Source organism: Streptomyces globosus, from assembly GCF_003325375.1.
In the GTDB taxonomy this organism is placed as follows: Bacteria; Actinomycetota; Actinomycetes; order Streptomycetales; family Streptomycetaceae; genus Streptomyces; species Streptomyces globosus_A.
Genome location: NZ_CP030862.1, coordinates 1,451,036 through 1,469,375, shown reverse-complemented (window position 1 = coordinate 1,469,375; position 18,340 = coordinate 1,451,036). Strand labels below are relative to the sequence as shown.

The window sequence follows — 18,340 nt, the reverse complement described above, 5'->3', positions numbered from 1 at the left end:
GGCGGGGGTGCCGGCACGGGGTCCGTCAGGCTCCGATGAGCTTGGCGAACTTCTCCTCGTACGCGGTCTCTTCCTCGCTGGTGAGCATGCGGAAGGCATGGGCCCTGGCGGCCATCTCCTCGTCGGGGATGATCAGGGGGTTGTCCGCGAGCGCGGGATCGATTTTCGCAAGGTCGTCCCTGACCCCCGCGACCGGGCACACGTAGCTGATGAAGGCGGCGAGCTGGGCGGCGATCGGGGGCTCGTAGTAGAAGTCGATCAGCTTCTCGGCGTTGGTCTTGTGCCGGGCGCGGGCCGGCACGAGCAGGTTGTCGCTGGAGGTGATGTAGCCCACGGCAGGAATCGCGTACTGGATGTCCGGGTTGTCCGCCTGGAGCTGGATGACGTCGCCGGCCCAGGCCAGGCAGGCCGCCAGGTCGCCCTTGTCCAGGTCCGCGGTGTAGTCGTTGCCGGTGAAGCGGCGGATCTGCTTGCTGTCCACGCCCTTCTGCAGCCGGGCGATGGCCGCGTCGTAGTCGGCGGTGGTGAAGGACTCCGGGGACTTGCCCTGGTCGAGGAGGGTCATGCCGACCGTGTCGCGCATCTCGCTGAGGAAGCCGACCCGGCCCTTGAGGGTGGGGTCGTCGAGCATCTGGGTGACGGAGTCGACCTTCCTGCCGCCCGTCGCCCTGGTGTTGTAGGCGATGACCGTGTTGATGCCGGTCCACGGATAGCTGTGCGCGCGGCCCGGGTCCCAGTCGGGGCTGCGGTACTGCGGGATCAGGTTGGCGAAGGCGTGCGGCAGGTGGGAGGGGTCGAGTTTCTGCGCCCAGCCGAGGCGGATGATGCGGGCCGCGAGCCAGTCGGTGACGACGATCAGGTCCCGGCCGGTGTCCTGGCCCGCCGCCAGCTGGGGGCGGATCTTGCCGAAGAACTCGACGTTGTCGTTGATGTCCTCGGTGTAGTTGACCTTGATGCCCGTCCGCCTGGTGAACTCCTCCAGCGTCGGGTGGACCTTCTCGTCGTCGCTGACGTCCATGTACTCGGTCCAGTTGGAGAAGTTGACGACCTTCTCCGCCTCCGAGCGGTCCTCGGACGCCGCGGCGTCCTCGGCGCCGCGCTTCGCGGGCGGGATGCCGCACGCGGACATCGACGCCAGGCCGCCGAGGGTGAGCGCCCCGGCGCCGGAGGCGCGCAGCAGCGAGCGGCGGGTGAGGGCGCCGCGCCCGCTGGTGAGGCTGCGCCGCATCGCGGCGAGCTGTGCCGCGGAGAGCCGGTCGGGCTCGTTGTGCTGCATGGACTGTGCCCTTTCGGGATGGGCGGGCCGCTGGTCGTGCGGGCCCTGCTGCTGCTATCGGTCCCCGAAGATCGTGCGGTGCCAGTCCTTGGCCGCCACCGCCGTGTTGTCATACATGACGTGCTTGACCTGCGTGTACTCCTCGAAGGAGTACGAGCTCATGTCCTTTCCGAAGCCGCTCGCCTTGTAGCCGCCGTGGGGCATCTCGCTGATGATCGGGATGTGGTCGTTGATCCACACGCAGCCCGCCCTGAGCTCGCGGGTCGCGCGGTTGGCACGGTAGACGCCGCGGGTCCAGGCGGAGGCGGCGAGGCCGTAGGGGGTGTCGTTGGCGAGGGCGAGGCCCTCGTCGTCGGTGTCGAAGGGGAGCACGGCGAGGACCGGTCCGAAGATCTCGGCCTGGACGGCCTCGCTGTCCTGCGGCGCGCCGGTGATGAGGGTGGGCCGGTAGTAGGCGCCTCCGGCGAGGGCGCCGCCGGGGGCGGAGCCGCCGGTGACGACGGTGGCATAGCCGCGGGCCCGCTCGACGAAGGCGGCGACGCGGTCGCGGTGGGCGTGGGAGACGAGGGGGCCCAGGTCGGTGGAGGGGTCGAAGGGGTCGCCGAGGCGGACGCCCTCCATCAGCTCGGCGACGCGGGCGGTGAAGGCCTCGTACAGCGGGCGCTGGACGTACGCGCGGGTGGCGGCGGTGCAGTCCTGGCCGCTGTTGATCAGGGAGGCGGCGACGGCGCCGTGGGCGGCGGCCTCCGGGTCGGCGTCGTCGAAGACGACGAAGGGTGCCTTGCCGCCGAGCTCCAGGTGGAGCCGCTTGACGGAGGCGGTGGCGATCTCGGCGACGCGCCTGCCGACAGCGGTGGAGCCGGTGAAGGAGGTCATGGCGACGCCGGGGTGGCCGACGAGGTGCTCGCCGGCGTCGCGGCCGGCCCCGGTGACGATGTTGACGACGCCGTCCGGGATGCCCGCCTCCGTCGCGGCCCGCGCGAACATCAGGGAGGTGAGGGGGGTGGTCTCGGCGGGCTTGAGGACGACGGTGTTGCCCGCGGCGATGGCCGGGAGGATCTTCCAGGCGGCCATCTGGAGGGGGTAGTTCCAGGGGGCGATGGAGCCGACGACGCCGATGGCCTCGCGGCGTACGTACGAGGTGTGGTCGCCCGAGTACTCGGCGGCGGCCTGGCCCTGGAGGTGGCGGGCGGCCCCGGCGAAGAACGCCGTGTTGTCGAGGGTGCCCGGCACGTCGAACTCGCGGGACAGCCTGATCGGCTTGCCGCACTGGAGGGACTCGGCGCAGGCGAGGTCCTCCGCCTGCCCGGCGAGGACGGACGCCAGCCGGTGCAGGGCCTCGGAGCGCTCCCCGGGGGTGGCGCCGGACCAGGCCGGGAAGGCGCCTTCGGCCGCGGCGACGGCCGCGTCGACGTCGGCGGCGGAGGCGAGGGCGTAGGTCAGCACCTCCTTGCCCGTCGCCGGGTCGACCACGGTGTGGGACCGGCCGGAGCTGCCGTGTGACGGCCTGCCGCCGATGTACTGCGCGCCGTCGGCGAAGCGTTCCTCAACCTGGAAGCGATTACCCATCACGCTCTCACGCTCTCGTGGCTTCAGCTCTAATGGAGTGCCGATCCTGACAGAGGTGTTACCCGCGGCCAAGGGATTCCGTTGTTGCCTTTTGATTACGCGACGGAATCGGTCGACCATGTGTCGAGACACCCCGCAAATCCCGTACGAAGTGTCCGTGGAGACTGCCAGACTCCCGTGCATGGAGAAGATCGACAAGTTGATCGAGCAGGTCAGCCGAGGTGACCGGGTGAAGTTCCTGCCGTTCTGGGGGCACCGGCCCCGGTCGGACGGCTCGCTCGGCCCGAGCTGCCTGAGCCAGTGGTGGCCGTCTCCGTTCACCGTGGACGGCGTCCGCTACGAGACGGCAGAGCACTGGATGATGGCCGGGAAGGCCCGCCTGTTCGGGGACGCGGAGGCCGGGCGCGCCGTGCTGGCCGCGGCGACGCCGGCGGAGGCGAAGAAGGCGGGGCGGCTTGTCCGCGGCTTCGACGAGGCCGTGTGGGAGCGGGAGCGCTTCGGGATCGTCGTGGAGGGCAGCCTGCACAAGTTCCGCTCCACGCCCGAGCTGACCGGCTACCTGCTCTCGACGGGGCGGCGCGTGCTCGTCGAGGCGAGCCCGATGGACCGCGTCTGGGGCATCGGGCTCGCCGCGGACGACGAGCGGGCTCTGGACCCGGCCCGCTGGCGCGGGCTGAACCTGCTCGGGTTCGCCCTGATGGAGGCCCGCGAGCGGCTCCTCGCCGGGGAGTAGCCGGCCCCGGTCAGACCTTCTCGCGCATGCGGGTGTCCGAGTACGGGCTGTCGGTCCCGGAGCCGGACTCGCCCTGCAGGAAGCCGGCGACGGCGAACGCCAGCATGAGCGCGCCGAGGAGGGCGCCCGTGACGCCGAGGATGAGGCCGGCCAGCGCCATGCCGCCGTTGGTGGCCTCCCCGCGGGCCGCCCGGCTGCGGCCGAGCACGCCGAAGACGATCGCCGCGACGCCGAGGCCGACGGCGATGAAGTTCAGGGCGCACCCGACGACCGCGACGATGCCGAGCACGAGCGCGGCGACGCCGAAGCCGTTGCGCGGCTGGGCGCCGTACAGGGGGTGGCCGAGGGGTCCGGCGCCGGGGTACGCCTGGGGGGCGAAGGGCTGCGGGCCGTACGGCTGCTGCGCGTACGCCGGGGGCGCGGGCACGGACGCCGGCCCCGGGTAGGCGTACCCGGGCGCGCCCGGGACGCCGGGCATGCCGGACGCCGGCGGGGCGGGATAGGCGTACGCGGGCGGTACGGGGGCCGGTCCGGGCGCGGGGGACGCGTACGGCCCGGGGAGCGGCGCAGGCGGCGCGGGCGGCACCCCGGCGCCGGGCATCCCGGCGAGCGTGGGCTGGTCGTGGACGGACGGCGGGCCGGGCACCCCGGGGGCGCCCTGCGGCCTCCCCGGATCCGCTGCCGACCCCTCCGGCAGGGCCCACGGGTCCCTCGGGTCAGGGCTCTTGTCGGTCATGCAGCACCCCCCTCTCGTACGGCCATGCTATGCCGTCCCGCCGGGGGATCCCTGCTGCCTACGATGGGGGCCGATCCGTCCGCACCGTCCCCCGGAGGCCCGTCGTGCCCGACCTGACCCCCTTCATCGCAGGGCTGCCCAAGGCGGAGCTGCACGTGCACCACGTCGGCTCGGCCTCCCCCCGCATCGTCGCCGAACTGGCCGCGCGGCACCCCGACTCCAGGGTGCCGACCGACCCGGAGGCGCTCGCCGACTACTTCACCTTCACCGACTTCGCGCACTTCATCGAGGTCTACCTGTCCGTGGTCGACCTGGTCCGCACGCCCGACGACGTCCGCACGCTGACGTTCGAAGTCGCCCGCGACATGGCCCGGCAGAACATCCGCTACGCGGAACTGACCATCACGCCCTACTCCTCCACGCGCCGCGGCATCGAGGAGAAGGCGTTCATGGAGGCCATCGAGGACGCCCGGCGCGCGGCCGAGGCCGAGTTGGGGATCGTGCTGCGCTGGTGCTTCGACATCCCCGGCGAGGCCGGCCTGGAGGCCGCCGCGGAGACCGCCCGCCTCGCCGTCGACCTGCGCCCGGAGGGGCTGGTCTCCTTCGGCCTCGGCGGGCCCGAGATCGGCGTGCCCCGCACGCAGTTCAAGCCGTACTTCGACGCCGCCCGCGCCGCCGGCCTGCACAGCGTCCCGCACGCCGGCGAGACCACCGGCCCGCAGACCATCTGGGACGCCCTGCGCGACCTCGGCGCCGAGCGGATCGGCCACGGCACGAGCGCCGTTCGGGACCCCGCGCTGCTGGCCCACCTGGCGGAGCACCGCATCGCCCTGGAGGTCTGCCCGACCTCGAACATCGCGACCCGCGCCGTGGAGGACCTGGACCGGCACCCGGTCCGGGAGATGGTGCAGGCGGGCGTGCTCGTCACCGTCAACAGCGACGACCCGCCGATGTTCGGCACGGACCTCAACAACGAGTACGCGGTGGCCGCCCGGCTGCTCGGCCTCGACGAGCGCGGCCTCGCCGCACTCGCGAAGAACGCGGTGGAGGCGTCCTTCCTCGACACCGCGGGCAAGGCTCGGATCGCGCAGGAGATCGACACGTACACCGAGGCGTGGCTCGCACGCTGACGGCCGCGGGACAATGGGCGGCATGCGCACCCTGACGGCCGTCGCCCACCGCGGCGATCCCCACCGCTTCCCCGAGAACACGCTCCCGTCGATCCGGTCGGCGTTCGCGCTCGGCGCGGACGCGGTCGAGGTCGACGTACGGCTGACCCGCGACGGGGAGGCGGTCCTCCTCCACGACGAGACGCTGCAGCGGCTGTGGGGACACGACGTGCGGCTCGACGAGGTGACGGCCGCCCAGCTGGCGGAGCTGACGCAGGGCGGGGTGCCGACGCTGCGTCAGGCTCTCGCCGAGGCGGGGCCGGGGCGCCTGCTGCTGGACCTGCCGGGCGCCGCCCCGGAGGCGGTGCGGAGGGTCGTCGGCCTGGTCGGGGAGTGCGGGGCGCGGGAGCGCGTCTACTACTGCGCGGGCCCGAACACGATGCTGGCCGTGCGGGCCGCCGACCGGGCGGCGGAGATCGCGCTGACGTGGACGACGCTGTCGCCGCCGCGCCGGGTGCTGATCGACGCGGTGGCGCCGGCCTGGCTGAACTACCGCTTCGGGCTGGTGGACCGCGGGCTGGTGGAGGCGCTGCACCGGGACGGGCTGCGGGTCTCGGCGTGGACCGCCGACACGAAGCGGACGATGCGCCGGCTGGCTGCGGCGGGCGTGGACGCGATCACCACGAACCGGATCGACGCCCTGGCGGCGGTGCGCGCCGCGGCCGGCCGCTGAGCCGGCCGGTCTTCGGCGGCGCTGCCGTCACGCGGCGGCGGGCAGGGCCTCCAGGCGCTTGACGAGGCGCCGCAGGAACAGGAGCGGGATGATGCCGAAGACCCCGAACGAGATGTCGATGAGGCGCCATCCGAGGGGGATGCCGCGGATCTGGCCGCAGATCAGGGCGAGCGGGACGATGCCGGCGCAGGCGATCATTCCGGCCTCGATGATCCAGATGTTGCGGACGGGGTCGCGCAGGACCCCGTAGAAGAAGACCGCGATCACGAGGTGGGCGAAGGCCAGCCAGTCGGTGCCGTACAGGAGGAACGGGTACCGGGCGTCGGCCGTGTCGAGGCCTTCGCCGACCCGGGCCAGCCACTCGTGCCCGATCAGGGAGTTGGCCAGGCGCACCTCGGTGACCAGGGGGAACGCGGTGAGCCCGCTGAGGACCAGGCAGACGACGAACAGGACGAGCCAGGCACGGATCCGCCGCTGGAGGGCGTTTCTCTCACTCATGGCAGTACCCTACGCCCGGAGTTGAACATGTTCAGCAAATTCTTCGAACGTGTTCAATTCTGTGCTGGTGATCACATCCCGACGAGGGCGTTCCAGCGGCCGGCCAGTGTGCGGCGCTCCGCCGCCGTGACGTCCCGGGCCACGGCGAGCCGCCCGCGCATCGCGTCGTCGGGGAAGACCAGCGGGTTCTCGGCGAGTTCCGCCGTCTCCCGGTCCGGCGAGGCGGCCAGCACCTCGCGGGCCGCCGGCACCGGGCAGACGTAGGCGACGGCAGCCGCCAGCTCCGCCGCCACCTCCGGGGCGTAGTAGTGGTCGATCAGCGCCTCCGCATTGGCCTTGTGGCGGGCCAGGTTGGGGACGAGGAGGCTCTCCGCCCACAGCTCGCCGCCCTCCTCCGGCACGACGAACGCGATGTCCGGGTTGTCGGCCTGCAGTTGGACCGCGTCGCCCGAGTAGGCCTGGCAGGCCAGCACGTCCCCCTTGCCGAGGTCGGAGGTGTAGTCGTTGCCGGTGAAGCGGCGGATGTGCCTGCGGCGCACCAGCTCCTCGACCTGGTCGCACATCCGGTGGAAGTCCGCCTCGGTCCAGCGGGTGACGTCCACCCCGTTGCCCTGCATCAGCAGCGCGAACGACTCGTCGAGGCCCGAGAAGAGGGTGACGCGGCCCGCGAGGTCCGGGTGCCACAGGTCCCGCACCGACCGGATCTCCCGGCCGAGGGCCCTGCGGTTGTAGGCGATCCCGGTGATGCCGGACTGCCAGGGCACGGTGTGCAGGCGCCCTGCGTCGAAGGCCGGCGAGCGCAGCTGCGGGTCGAGGTGTTCGGCGACGTTCGGCTGGCGGGCGCGGTCCATCGCCTGCGCCCAGCCCAGGCGGACGAAGCGGGCGGCCATCCAGTCGCTGACCACCACCAGGTCGTGTCCGGTCTCCTGGCGGTTCATCAGGGCGGGGCCGACCTTGCCGAAGAACTCGTCGTTGTCGTTGATCTCCTCGGTGTACCGGACGCCGATGCCGGTGCGCTCCGTGAACGCCTCCAGCGTGGGCCGGCGTTCCCCGTCCTCGGCATCGGTGTCTATGTACATCGGCCAGTTGGCGAAGGAGAGGCTCCGCTCGCGCGCGGAGCGGTCCGCGCCCGCCCGGCGGTCCTCGGGGACGTACGCGGAGGGCACGCCGCAGCCGGCGAGGGCCGAGAGGAGGCCGGCGGCGCCGAGGCCGCGCAGCGCCGCGCGGCGCGTGACGCGGCGGCGGGAGGGGTCGGGAGCGGGCATGGGTGAAGCCTCGGGGAACGCGGAGGGGGCGGGCAATGGACACATTGTCCACTGCCCGCCCCCGTGCGGGGCCGGGTTGACCAGCCCCTCCGGCCGCGGCCCGGCGTCAGCCGTCGAGCGAGGTCATCACGTGCTTGATGCGGGTGTAGTCCTCGAAGCCGTACGCGGAGAGGTCCTTGCCGTAGCCGGACTTCTTGAAGCCGCCGTGCGGCATCTCGGCGACGAGCGGGATGTGGGTGTTGATCCACACGCAGCCGAAGTCGAGGTGCTTGGACATGCGCATCGCGCGGGCGTGGTCCTTGGTCCACACGGAGGAGGCGAGGGCGTACTCGACGCCGTTCGCGTACTCCAGCGCCTGGGCCTCGTCCGCGAAGGACTGGACGGTGATGACGGGGCCGAAGACCTCGTTCTGGACGATCTCGTCGTCCTGCTTGAGGCCGGAGACGACGGTCGGGGCGTAGAAGTAGCCCTTCTCGCCGACGCGGTGGCCGCCGGCCTCCACCTTGGCGTGCGCCGGCAGGCGGTCGATGAAGCCCGCGACCTGCGCCAGCTGGTTGGGGTTGTTCAGGGGGCCGTAGAGGACGTCCTCGTCGTCCGGGGCGCCGGTCTTGGTGTCGGCGGCGGCCTTGGCGAGGGCGGCCACGAACTCGTCGTGGACGGACTCGTGCACGAGGACGCGGGTGGCGGCGGTGCAGTCCTGGCCGGCGTTGAAGTAGCCGGCGACGGCGATGTCCTCGACGGCCTTGGCGATGTCGGCGTCCTCGAAGACCACGACGGGCGCCTTGCCGCCGAGCTCCAGGTGGACGCGCTTGACGTCCTTCGACGCGCTCTCGGCGACCTGCATGCCGGCGCGGACGGAGCCGGTGATGGAGGCCATCGCCGGGACGGCGTGCTCGACCATGGCCTTGCCGGTCTCGCGGTCGCCGCAGACGACGTTGAAGACGCCCTTGGGCAGGATCGAGTCGATGATCTCGGCCATCAGGACGGTGGAGGCCGGGGTGGTGTCCGAGGGCTTGAGCACCACGGTGTTGCCCGCGGCGATGGCCGGGGCGAACTTCCACACGGCCATCATCATCGGGTAGTTCCACGGGGCGACCTGGGCGCAGACGCCGACCGGCTCGCGGCGGATGATCGAGGTCATCCCGTCCATGTACTCGCCGGCGGAGCGGCCCTCCAGCAGGCGGGCCGCGCCCGCGAAGAAGCGGATCTGGTCCACCATCGGGGGCAGCTCCTCGCTGGCGGTCAGGCCCAGCGGCTTGCCGGTGTTCTCCGACTCGGCAGCGACCAGCTCCTCGGCGCGCGCCTCGAAGGCGTCGGCGATCTTGAGGAGGGCCTTCTGCCGCTCGGAGGGCGTGGTGTCGCGCCAGCCCGGGAAGGCGGCCGCGGCGGCGGCCATGGCGGCGTCGACGTCGGCCTGGCCGGACAGCGGGGCGGTGGCGTACACCTCGCCGGTGGCCGGGTTGACCACGTCGGTGGTCCGCCCGTCGGCGGCGTCCTTGAACTCCCCGCCGATGTAGTTGCGCAGACGACGCAGTTCGGTGGTCACTACAGCCACACTCCTGATCACATGTCCAATGGTTGAGACGAATCCCAAGCCTAGCTCCTGGGCGGATGCTTTCGACAGGGCCGCCCATCACGAACTACGAAATCAGTAAGATCGGGATGCCCGGACAACGGATTTCATTGATTTCGTCTTGCGGAACGGAGGACTCCTCGTGCAGAGTGAGGTCGTGGCCAGTCGAAGCGCAGACTCCAGGAACAGGCAGCCGTCCCCTTCGGTCGATGCTGTGTCGCTGGCGATCATCGAGCAACTGCAGGAGGACGGACGCCGTCCCTACGCGGCGATCGGCAAGGCCGTCGGCCTGTCGGAAGCCGCCGTGCGCCAGCGCGTGCAGAAGCTGCTCGACCAGGGCGTCATGCAGATCGTCGCCGTCACCGACCCGCTCACCGTGGGTCTGCGGCGCCAGGCCATGGTCGGCATCAACGTCGAGGGCGACGTCGACCCGGTGGCCGACGCACTGGCCCAGATGGCCGAGTGCGAGTACGTGGTGATGACCGCGGGCTCCTTCGACCTGATGGTGGAAATCGTCTGCGAGGACGACGACCACCTGCTGGAGACGATCAACAAGAAGATCCGCGCGCTCCCCGGCGTGCGATCCACCGAAAGCTTCGTTTACCTGAAGCTGAAGAAGCAGACCTACATGTGGGGAACCCGATAACCGTGACCCAGGACCTGTCCAAAACCGCGTACGACCACCTGTGGATGCACTTCACCCGGATGTCGTCGTACGAGAACTCCCCCGTCCCCACCATCGTGCGCGGCGAGGGCACCTACATCTACGACGACAAGGGCAAGCGCTACCTCGACGGCCTTGCCGGCCTCTTCGTGGTCAACGCCGGTCACGGCCGCAAGGAGCTCGCCGAGGTCGCCTACCGGCAGGCCCAGGAGCTCGCCTTCTTCCCCGTGTGGTCCTACGCCCACCCCAAGGCCGTGGAGCTCGCCGAGCGCCTCGCGGACTACGCCCCGGGCGACCTGAACAAGGTGTTCTTCACCACCGGCGGCGGCGAGGCCGTCGAGACCGCCTGGAAGCTCGCCAAGCAGTACTACAAGCTCCAGGGCAAGCCGACCAAGTACAAGGTCATCTCCCGCGCGGTCGCCTACCACGGCACCCCGCAGGGCGCCCTGTCGATCACCGGCCTGCCGGCCCTGAAGGCCCCCTTCGAGCCGCTGGTCCCCGGCGCGCACAAGGTGCCGAACACCAACATCTACCGCGCCCCGATCCACGGCGACGACCCCGAGGCCTTCGGCCGCTGGTGCGCCGACCAGATCGAGCAGCAGATCCTCTTCGAGGGCGCCGACACCGTCGCCGCCGTCTTCCTGGAGCCCGTGCAGAACGCCGGCGGCTGCTTCCCGCCGCCGCCCGGCTACTTCCAGCGCGTCCGCGAGATCTGCGACACGTACGACGTGCTCCTCGTCTCCGACGAGACGATCTGCGCCTTCGGCCGCCTCGGCACGATGTTCGCCTGCGACAAGTTCGGCTACGTACCGGACATGATCACCTGCGCGAAGGGCATGACCTCGGGCTACTCCCCGATCGGCGCCTGCATCGTCTCCGACCGCGTCGCCGAGCCCTTCTACAAGGGCAGCAACACCTTCCTGCACGGCTACACCTTCGGCGGGCACCCGGTGTCCTCCGCGGTGGCCCTCGCCAACCTCGACATCTTCGACAAGGAAGGCCTCAACCAGCACGTGCTGGACAACGAGGGCGCCTTCCTGAAGACCCTCCAGAAGCTGCACGACCTGCCGATCGTCGGCGACGTCCGCGGCAACGGGTACTTCTACGGCATCGAGCTCGTCAAGGACAAGACCACCAAGGAGTCCTTCTCCGACGAGGAGACCGAGCGCGTCCTGTACGGCTTCCTCTCCAAGGCGCTCTTCGACAACGGCCTGTACTGCCGGGCCGACGACCGCGGCGACCCGGTCGTGCAGCTGGCCCCGCCGCTGATCGCGGACCAGGGGACCTTCGACGAGATCGAGGGGATCCTGCGCTCCGTGCTCACCGAGGCGTGGACCAAGCTGTAGACGGACCCGCAGGACCGTACGCCACGGCCCGGGTGCCCCGTTCGAGTGGGAACGGGGCACCCGGGCCGTGTGCTGTCGCCGATCCCGGCCTCCGTCTCCTTACATCTCAGTGCGGACGCCAGTGACCGAAGGGGCTCCGCTTCGTTCCCCGGACGGAGGTGTACGCCATGGAGGCTCCACCGGACAGCGACGTGCTCTGGGCCCGGTCCGTCCACTACTCCCACGACGGCTCCCCCGGCATCGCCGGGGTGTCGGTCGGCGTCCGCCGGGGCGAGGTCCTCGCCGTGACCGGACCGCGCGGCAGCGGCAAGACCACGCTGCTGCACTGCCTCTCCGGCCGGCTGGTCCCCCGGGACGGCGGGGTCTGGTTCGACGGCGTACCCGTCCACACCCTGGGCGCCCTCGCCCGCGAACGGCTGCGCCGCGACCGGTTCGGCTGGATCGGCCCCGAGCCGGCGCTGCTGCCCGAACTCACCGTGTGGGAGAACGCCGCCCTGCCGCTGCTCGTCGCCGGCACCGCGCACCGCACCGCCAGGCGGACCGCCTGCGAATGGCTCGACCGCCTCGACATCGGCGGCCTGGCCCGCAAGCGGCCCGGCGCCCTGACGCGCGCCGAGGCCCAGCGCGCCGCCCTCGCGCGGGCCCTCGTCCACGAGCCGGCCGTCGTCTTCGCCGACGAGCCGACCGCCCCCCTGCACCGCGCCGAACGGGCCATGCTGCTGCGCACCCTCACCACAGCGGCCCGCTCCCACGGCATCACCGTGGTCCTCGCCGGCCACGGCGAGGACACCGCGGCCACCGCCGACCGGTCCCTCCCCCTCCTCGACGGCCGCCCCGCCGCGGCGGGCCCCGGCGCGCCCGGCGACACCCCGGAAGGCCAGGCCGCGTGCTCACTCTCCGCCTGACCCGCGGCTCCCGCCCGCTCGTCCAGCTGCGCCGCCTGCTCGTCGCCGCCGCGGCCGCGGGCAGCGGCTTCCTGCTGCTGTACGTCCTCGCCGAGGCCACGGCCCGGCCTGCCGGATCGTTCCCGCGCCTGCTGTGGGCGCTGCTCCCCCTCGCCGCCACCGTCCACCTCGCCGTCCGCACCGCCCGCACCGACCCCGCCACCCGCCCCCGCGAGGGCATGGACGCCGTCGGGCTCGGGCCGCTGCACCTCGCCCTGGCAGCCGCCGCCTCCACCGCCGTCGCCTGCACCCTCGGCAGCGCCCTCGCCCTCGCCGCCTTCCTCCACCTGCGCGGCGACCTCGGCGGACTCCCCTTCGACGGCGCGGGCGCCGCCCTGCTCCACGCCGACCGGCCGCTGCCGCTGGCCGCCGCCCTCACCCTGCTGGCCCTCACCCCCCTCGCCGCCTCGGCAGCCGCCGCCGCGCTCACACTGCGGCCCCGCACCCCCGCCGCGCCGGCGGCCGGGCTGCCCTGGGGCATCGCCCTCGCCGCCTGCGGGCTCGCCGTCCTCGGCCACGCCGGACCCGCCGGCGGCGGACTCCCGGCCGGCTGGGCGCTCACCGCCGCCGGGCTGGTCCTCGCCGGGCCGGGGCTCGCGTACGCCTGCGGCGCCCTGGTCCAGGCCGTCCGCCCCGGCGCCCTCCGGCTCCTGGCCGGGCGCACCCTCCAGGAGGAGGCGTCCCGGCTGGGCCGCCCCCTCGGCGTCCTGTGCGCCGCCGGCACCGCTGCGATCGCCGCCGCCCTGCCCGGCCGCGGCGGCATCGCCGGCATCAGCGCCCCGCTGGGCCCGCTGACCGCCCCCGCCTTCGCACTCACCGTCCTCTGCGCGGCCGCCACCCTGCTCGCCGCCGCCGTCGAAGTCCGCCAGGCCCGCGCCGCGAGCCGGGCCGCGCTCGCCGACCTCGGCGCCCCCGGCAGCGTGCTCCGCACCGCCGCCACCGTGCGGGCCGCCGCGCTGCTCGCCGTCTGCCTGCCCGTCTGCTGGGGCATCGCCCGGCTGACCTCCCTGGCGCTGACCGGCTGACCGCTCCCCCGCCGGCACCGCGGGACGAAACGGCCGTACGAGGCAACCTCCCGGGGCATTTCGCACGTCTGGCAGTGGTACGCACAACCTGCCCGAAGTGATCGGAGCCCTCGGTGCTCATAGGCCTGCTGACCGCGATAGCGGCGTCCATCTGCTACGGCACGGGATCCGTCCTGCAAGCCGTCGGCTCGCGCCGCGCGGCCCGGGCCACACCCGCGGACGCGGGGGTGACCGCGCACGGCGGCCCGAACCTGTCGTCGACCGCGAAGGCGGCGATGACCTGGGAGTTCATCGTCGGCACCATCCTGGACTTCGTGGGCTTCGGCCTCGGCGCGCTCGCCTCGCGGATGCTGCCCCTCTTCCTCTCGCAGACCGTCATCAGCGCCAACCTCGTCATCACCGCGGTGCTCAGCGTACGGATGCTCGGCATCCGGCTGACCCGCAAGGAGTGGGTATCCATCGGCGTCGTCTGCACCGCGCTGGTGCTCCTCGCCGGCGCCGCCGGACACCAGGGCGGCCACCACGCCCCCCTGGCCACCCACTGGTGGCTGCTCGCCGTGACGGCCCTGATCATCGTGGGCGGCACGGTCGCCGTCCGGCTGCTCGGCGGCCGCGCCGCGATCCTCGCCGGCCTGCTGTCCGGCCTCGCCTTCGGCGCCCTCGGCGTCGGCGTCCGCATCCTGAACGGCATCGACCCGTTCGATCCGGCCGCGCTGCTCACCGACCCCGCCCTGTACGCGATCGTCCTCGCCGGCGCCGGCGGCATGTACCTGCACACCGTCGCCCTGCAGATCGGCTCCGTGAACGGGGCGACGGCCGCGCTGGTCGTCGGCGAGACCGTCCTCCCCGGCGCCATCGGCGTGCTGTGGCTCGGCGACGCCTCCCGCCCGGGCCTGGCCTGGCTCGCCATGGCCGGCTTCGTCCTCGCCGTCGCGGGCGCGGTCGCCGTCGCCTGGTACGGCAACCACGACGGCGCCGACCCGGCCGCCGAACCCGCGGCGGACCCGGCCGCCCCGGCCCGGGAGCCCGCCGGCGTGAGCTGCTAGGGCCGCGGCGAGGCGGGGATGACGACGACCTCCGACGGGGCGAACTCCACCGCCACCCGCTCCCCCGGGGCCGGCGCCCCGGCCAGGTCGCACTCGGCCTCCAGGGCCGGCCCGCCCGCCGGCCGCAGCCGCAGCGCCACGTGCGCGCCGCGGAAGGTCCGCGACTCCACCTCGCACGCCAACCCGTCCCCGGCGAGCCGGACGCCCGCCGGGCGGACCAGCAGCCGGTGCTCCCCGCGCGGGGAGCCCTCCGGCACCGGGACCTCACCCCACGGGGTGGCCGCGGACCCGTCCGACACCGTCGCGGGGACGACGTTGTCGAAGCCGAGGAAGCGCGCCACGAACTCGGAGGCCGGCCGCTGCCACACCTCCAGCGGGGTGCCCGCCTGCGCGATGCGGCCCTCCCGCATCACGACCACCCGGTCGGCCAGGGCGAACGCCTCGCCCTGGTCGTGGGTGACGGCCAGCACGGTGGTGCCCAGGCGCGTGAACAGCTCCCGCAGCTCCACGACGAGGCGCTCGCGCAGCCCCCGGTCCAGCTGCCCCAGCGGCTCGTCCAGCATCAGCAGCCGCGGCGACGGGGCGAGCGCCCGGGCCAGCGCGACCCGCTGCTGCTCGCCGCCGGACAGCGAGGACACCGGCCGCCGGCCGGCCCCGGGCAGCCCGACGAGCTCCAGCAGCTCGGCCACCCGGGCCTGCTGCGCGGCGCGGGCGGCGCCCTGCATGCGCAGTCCGAAGGCGACGTTCCCGCCGACGTCCCGGTGCGGGAACAGCTGGTGGTCCTGGAACATCAGGCCCACCCCGCGCCGGTGCACGGGCACCCGCGCCTGGTCGGCGCCGCCGAGCAGCACCCGGCCCGCCGACACCGGCTGGAGCCCGGCCACGACCCGCAGCAGCGTGGACTTGCCGCTGCCGCTGGGCCCGAGGAGGCACACCGTCTCGTGCTCGTCGACCTCCAGGTCGACGCCGTCCACGGCGGCGCGCCCGCCGAAGCGGACCGACACCCCGGCCAGTTCGAGCAGGGTCATCAGAACTCTCCCGAGGTCTTGTCGGGGCGCAGCCGCTCCAGCACCAGGAGGGCGGCCGCGCACACCAGCATCAGCACGGTGCTCAGCGCCATGGCCTGCCCGTAGTTCAGGTCCCCGGCCCGCCCCAGCAGCCGGGCCACCGCCACCGGCAGGGTCGGCCGGTCGGCCCGGGCGATGAACACGGTCGCGCCGAACTCGCCGAGCGACACGGCGAAGGCGAACCCGGCCGCGACCAGCAGCGCCCGCCGCACCAGCGGCAGGTCCACCTCACGCCAGGCCCGCAGCGGGGAGGCGCCGAGCACGGCGGCGGCCTCCCGCAGCCGCTCGTCGACGGCGCGCAGCACCGGCAGCATGGTGCGGACGACGAACGGGACGCCGACCAGCGCCTGCGCCAGCGGTACGAGGATCCAGGAGGTCCGCAGGTCCAGCGGCGGCTCGTCGAGGGTGATCAGGAATCCGAAGCCGACGGTCACGGCGGACACCCCGAGCGGCAGCATCAGCAGCGCGTCGAAGCCGCGGACGAACGGGCCCGCGCGCCGGGTCAGGGCTGCGGCGGCGAGGCCTCCGACGAGCAGGGCGATGCCGGTGGCGGCGAGGGCGTACTCCAGGGAGTTGCCGACCGCCTCCAGCGGCGGGACCAGGAAGGTACCGCCGCCCGAGCCGGCCTGGGCCAGCGCCTCGTAGTAGCCGGTGCCGTGGCCGCCGGGGGTGTCGAAGGACCGCTCGACCAGCACGCCGAGCGGCAGCACGATCAGCAGGGCCACGGTCAGCAGCACCCCGCCGAGCAGCAGCCGCTGGCCGGCGCCGCGCGGCCGGTGCGCGGTCAGCGCGGGGTCCACGAGGCGCAGCGCCCGCTCGCGGCGGCGCACCGTCCAGGCGTGCACGGCGAGGATCCCCGCGACGGCGGCGAACTGGACGAGCGTCAGGACGGCGGCGGTGGACAGGTCCAGGAGCTGGGCGGTCTGACGGTAGACCTCCACCTCCAGGGTGGCGTACGCGGGCCCGCCGAGGATCTGCACGACGCCGAACGAGGTGAAGGTGAAGAGGAACACCATGACGGCGGCGGCCGCGACGGCCGGGGCCAGCGCCGGGAGGGTGACCTGCCGCCAGGCGGCGAGGCGGCCCGCGCCCAGAACCCGGGCGGCCTCCTCCTGCCGCGGGTCGAGCTGCGCCCACAGCCCGCCGACGGTGCGGACGACGACGGCGTAGTTGAAGAAGACGTGCGCGAGCAGGATCGCCCACACGGTCGTGTCGAGCCGGACCCCCCACAGCTCCTCCGTCAGCCCGCCGCGGCCCACCAGGGCGAGGAAGGCGGTGCCGACGACCACGGTCGGCAGGACGAAGGGGATGGTGACGACGGCGCGCAGGACCTGCTTGCCGGGGAAGTCGAGCCGGGCGAAGACGTACGCGGCGGGCAGCGCGACCAGCAGGGTGAGGACCGTGGAGGCGAGCGCCTGCCAGACGGTGAACCACAGGACGCCGGCGATGCCCGGCTCGGCGAGCACCTCGCCGATGCGGCCCAGCTGCCATCCGGCGTCCGTCTTCAGGCCCCGGCCGACGATGGCGGTGACCGGGTAGGCGAAGAAGACGCCGAAGAAGGCCAGCGGCACGGCCATCAGGGCGAGCCTGGCGGCCGCGCCGCGTGCGGCGCGGGTCCCTGAGGGCCCCGCGCCGGCGCCGGCTACTTCACGACGAGCGAGGTCCACGTCTTGACCCACTGCTCCCGGTTCTTGGCGATGGTGTCGGGAGCCACGGTCTCGGGCTTCTCCACGACGGCGCCGTGCTTGGTGAACAGCTCGGGCAGCTGCGCGTCCTTGACGACCGGGTTCACGAACATCTTGAGCGGCATGTCCTCCTGGAACTTCTTGCCGATCATGAAGTCGATCAGCGCCTTGCCGCCGGCCTCGTTCTTCGCGCCCTTGAGCAGGCCTGCGAACTCGGTCTGGCGGAAGCACGTGCCGGTGGCGACGCCTGTGGGGGCCTCGGCCGGCTGCGGCTCGGCGTAGAGGACCTCGACCGGCGGGCTGGAGGCGTAGGAGACGACCAGCGGGCGGTCGCCCTTGGCCTTCCTGCCGCCCGCGGAGCCGGAGAAGCGCTCGTTGTAGGCCTGCTCCCAGCCGTCGACGACCTCGACGCCGTTGGCCTTCAGCTTGGCCCAGTAGTCCTTCCAGCCCTCCTCGCCGTACTTGCCGACGGTGGCCAGGAGGAAGCCGAGGCCGGGCGAGGAGGTCGCAGCGTTCTCGACGACCAGCAGGTCCTTGTACTCGGGCTTGGCCAGGTCGTCGAGGGTCTGCGGCGGGGCGATCCCCTTGTCGGCGAAGTACGCCTTGTCGTAGTTGACGCAGATGTCGCCGGAGTCGACGGGGGTGACCCGGTGCTGTGCGTCGAGCACGAACTCCGGCTTGACCGTGTCGAGGCCCTTCGCCTCGTACGCGGTGAAGATGCCGTTGTCGAGGGCGCGCGAGAGGAGGGTGTTGTCGACGCCGAAGAAGACGTCGCCGCGGGGGGAGCCCTTGGTGAGGATCTCCTGGTTGAGGGCGGTGCCGGCGTCCCCGGACTTGAGGACCTGCACGGTGTAGCCGCTCTGCTGCTCGAACTCCTTGATGACCGCATCGGTCACGGCGAAGGAGTCGTGGGAGACGAGCGTGACGGTCTTCTGCGCCGGCTTCCCGCTGTCCTCGGCCGCGGACCCGTCCCCGCTGCCGCCGCCGCAGGCGCTGAGCGCGGCGGTGCCGAGGGCGGTCGCGAGCGCGGTGGCCGCGAGTCTCCTGGTGGTGGTGCTCACTGGTGATTCC

General features: G+C 73.0%; 17 protein-coding genes. 8 read left to right on the top strand and 9 right to left on the bottom strand.

What is annotated here, in order from left to right; translation table 11 throughout:
• Window positions 1-25: 25 nt before the first annotated feature.
• Together C0216_RS06950 and C0216_RS06945 are read right to left on the bottom strand one after the other, a co-directional pair.
• On the bottom strand, window positions 26-1,276 hold the full coding sequence (locus tag C0216_RS06950; protein ID WP_114054407.1) for a polyamine ABC transporter substrate-binding protein: 1,251 nt from the start codon (window positions 1,274-1,276) through the stop codon (window positions 26-28).
• 54 nt (window positions 1,277-1,330) lie between these two features.
• Complete coding sequence (locus C0216_RS06945) at window positions 1,331-2,845, bottom strand: gamma-aminobutyraldehyde dehydrogenase (RefSeq protein WP_114054406.1); 1,515 nt, start codon at window positions 2,843-2,845, stop codon at window positions 1,331-1,333.
• A gap of 181 nt (window positions 2,846-3,026) precedes the next feature.
• Here C0216_RS06945 and C0216_RS06940 point away from each other — a divergent pair, with 181 nt between their 5' ends.
• A complete protein-coding gene (locus C0216_RS06940; protein WP_174250356.1) occupies window positions 3,027-3,578 on the top strand; it encodes an NADAR family protein in 552 nt (183 codons plus the stop codon).
• Between the two features lie 10 nt (window positions 3,579-3,588).
• On the opposite strand, the gene C0216_RS06935 is transcribed toward C0216_RS06940, so the two are convergent.
• Window positions 3,589-4,314 (bottom strand): DUF4190 domain-containing protein, encoded by a 726-nt coding sequence (locus tag C0216_RS06935; RefSeq protein ID WP_162793128.1) that lies wholly within the window; start codon window positions 4,312-4,314, stop codon window positions 3,589-3,591.
• A gap of 104 nt (window positions 4,315-4,418) precedes the next feature.
• Between C0216_RS06935 and C0216_RS06930 the strand changes: the two genes are divergently transcribed.
• Together C0216_RS06930 and C0216_RS06925 are read left to right on the top strand one after the other, a co-directional pair.
• On the top strand, window positions 4,419-5,444 hold the full coding sequence (locus C0216_RS06930; RefSeq protein WP_114054403.1) for an adenosine deaminase: 1,026 nt from the start codon (window positions 4,419-4,421) through the stop codon (window positions 5,442-5,444).
• Between the two features lie 22 nt (window positions 5,445-5,466).
• The gene (locus tag C0216_RS06925; protein WP_174250355.1) at window positions 5,467-6,156 is read left to right on the top strand and encodes a glycerophosphodiester phosphodiesterase; all 690 of its coding nucleotides are present in this window, start codon (window positions 5,467-5,469) and stop codon (window positions 6,154-6,156) included.
• 27 nt (window positions 6,157-6,183) lie between these two features.
• On the opposite strand, the gene C0216_RS06920 is transcribed toward C0216_RS06925, so the two are convergent.
• From C0216_RS06920 to C0216_RS06910, 3 genes are all read right to left on the bottom strand, one after another.
• On the bottom strand, window positions 6,184-6,654 hold the full coding sequence (locus C0216_RS06920) for a hypothetical protein (protein WP_114054401.1): 471 nt from the start codon (window positions 6,652-6,654) through the stop codon (window positions 6,184-6,186).
• Window positions 6,655-6,725: 71 nt separating this feature from the next.
• The gene (locus tag C0216_RS06915) at window positions 6,726-7,919 is read right to left on the bottom strand and encodes a polyamine ABC transporter substrate-binding protein (protein WP_114054400.1); all 1,194 of its coding nucleotides are present in this window, start codon (window positions 7,917-7,919) and stop codon (window positions 6,726-6,728) included.
• A 106-nt stretch (window positions 7,920-8,025) separates the two neighbouring features.
• A complete protein-coding gene (locus C0216_RS06910) occupies window positions 8,026-9,465 on the bottom strand; it encodes a gamma-aminobutyraldehyde dehydrogenase (RefSeq protein WP_114054399.1) in 1,440 nt (479 codons plus the stop codon).
• Window positions 9,466-9,634: 169 nt separating this feature from the next.
• Here C0216_RS06910 and C0216_RS06905 point away from each other — a divergent pair, with 169 nt between their 5' ends.
• The 5 genes from C0216_RS06905 (at window position 9,635) to C0216_RS06885 (ending at window position 14,517) form a co-directional block, all read left to right on the top strand.
• Window positions 9,635-10,138, top strand: coding sequence for an Lrp/AsnC family transcriptional regulator (locus C0216_RS06905; protein ID WP_114054398.1), 504 nt, complete (start codon window positions 9,635-9,637; stop codon window positions 10,136-10,138).
• Window positions 10,123-11,502, top strand: coding sequence for an aspartate aminotransferase family protein (locus tag C0216_RS06900; protein WP_174250354.1), 1,380 nt, complete (start codon window positions 10,123-10,125; stop codon window positions 11,500-11,502). The genes C0216_RS06905 and C0216_RS06900 overlap by 16 nt, the downstream gene beginning before the upstream one ends.
• A 158-nt stretch (window positions 11,503-11,660) precedes the next feature.
• The gene (locus C0216_RS06895) at window positions 11,661-12,407 is read left to right on the top strand and encodes an ABC transporter ATP-binding protein (RefSeq protein WP_114054396.1); all 747 of its coding nucleotides are present in this window, start codon (window positions 11,661-11,663) and stop codon (window positions 12,405-12,407) included.
• Window positions 12,389-13,471 carry a hypothetical protein gene (locus C0216_RS06890; protein ID WP_114054395.1) on the top strand — a complete coding sequence of 361 codons (1,083 nt, stop codon included), beginning with the start codon at window positions 12,389-12,391 and terminating at the stop codon, window positions 13,469-13,471. Before C0216_RS06895 ends, C0216_RS06890 begins: the two co-directional genes overlap by 19 nt.
• Before the next feature lie 113 nt (window positions 13,472-13,584).
• On the top strand, window positions 13,585-14,517 hold the full coding sequence (locus C0216_RS06885) for a hypothetical protein (protein ID WP_114054394.1): 933 nt from the start codon (window positions 13,585-13,587) through the stop codon (window positions 14,515-14,517).
• On the opposite strand, the gene C0216_RS06880 is transcribed toward C0216_RS06885, so the two are convergent.
• From C0216_RS06880 to C0216_RS06870, 3 genes are all read right to left on the bottom strand, one after another.
• On the bottom strand, window positions 14,514-15,545 hold the full coding sequence (locus C0216_RS06880) for an ABC transporter ATP-binding protein (RefSeq protein ID WP_174250353.1): 1,032 nt from the start codon (window positions 15,543-15,545) through the stop codon (window positions 14,514-14,516). The genes C0216_RS06885 and C0216_RS06880 overlap by 4 nt on opposite strands.
• Window positions 15,545-17,161 carry an ABC transporter permease gene (locus C0216_RS06875; RefSeq protein ID WP_114054393.1) on the bottom strand — a complete coding sequence of 539 codons (1,617 nt, stop codon included), beginning with the start codon at window positions 17,159-17,161 and terminating at the stop codon, window positions 15,545-15,547. The genes C0216_RS06880 and C0216_RS06875 overlap by 1 nt, the downstream gene beginning before the upstream one ends.
• 65 nt (window positions 17,162-17,226) lie before the next feature.
• Window positions 17,227-18,330, bottom strand: coding sequence for a thiamine ABC transporter substrate-binding protein (locus C0216_RS06870; RefSeq protein WP_114054392.1), 1,104 nt, complete (start codon window positions 18,328-18,330; stop codon window positions 17,227-17,229).
• Window positions 18,331-18,340: the final 10 nt, after the last annotated feature.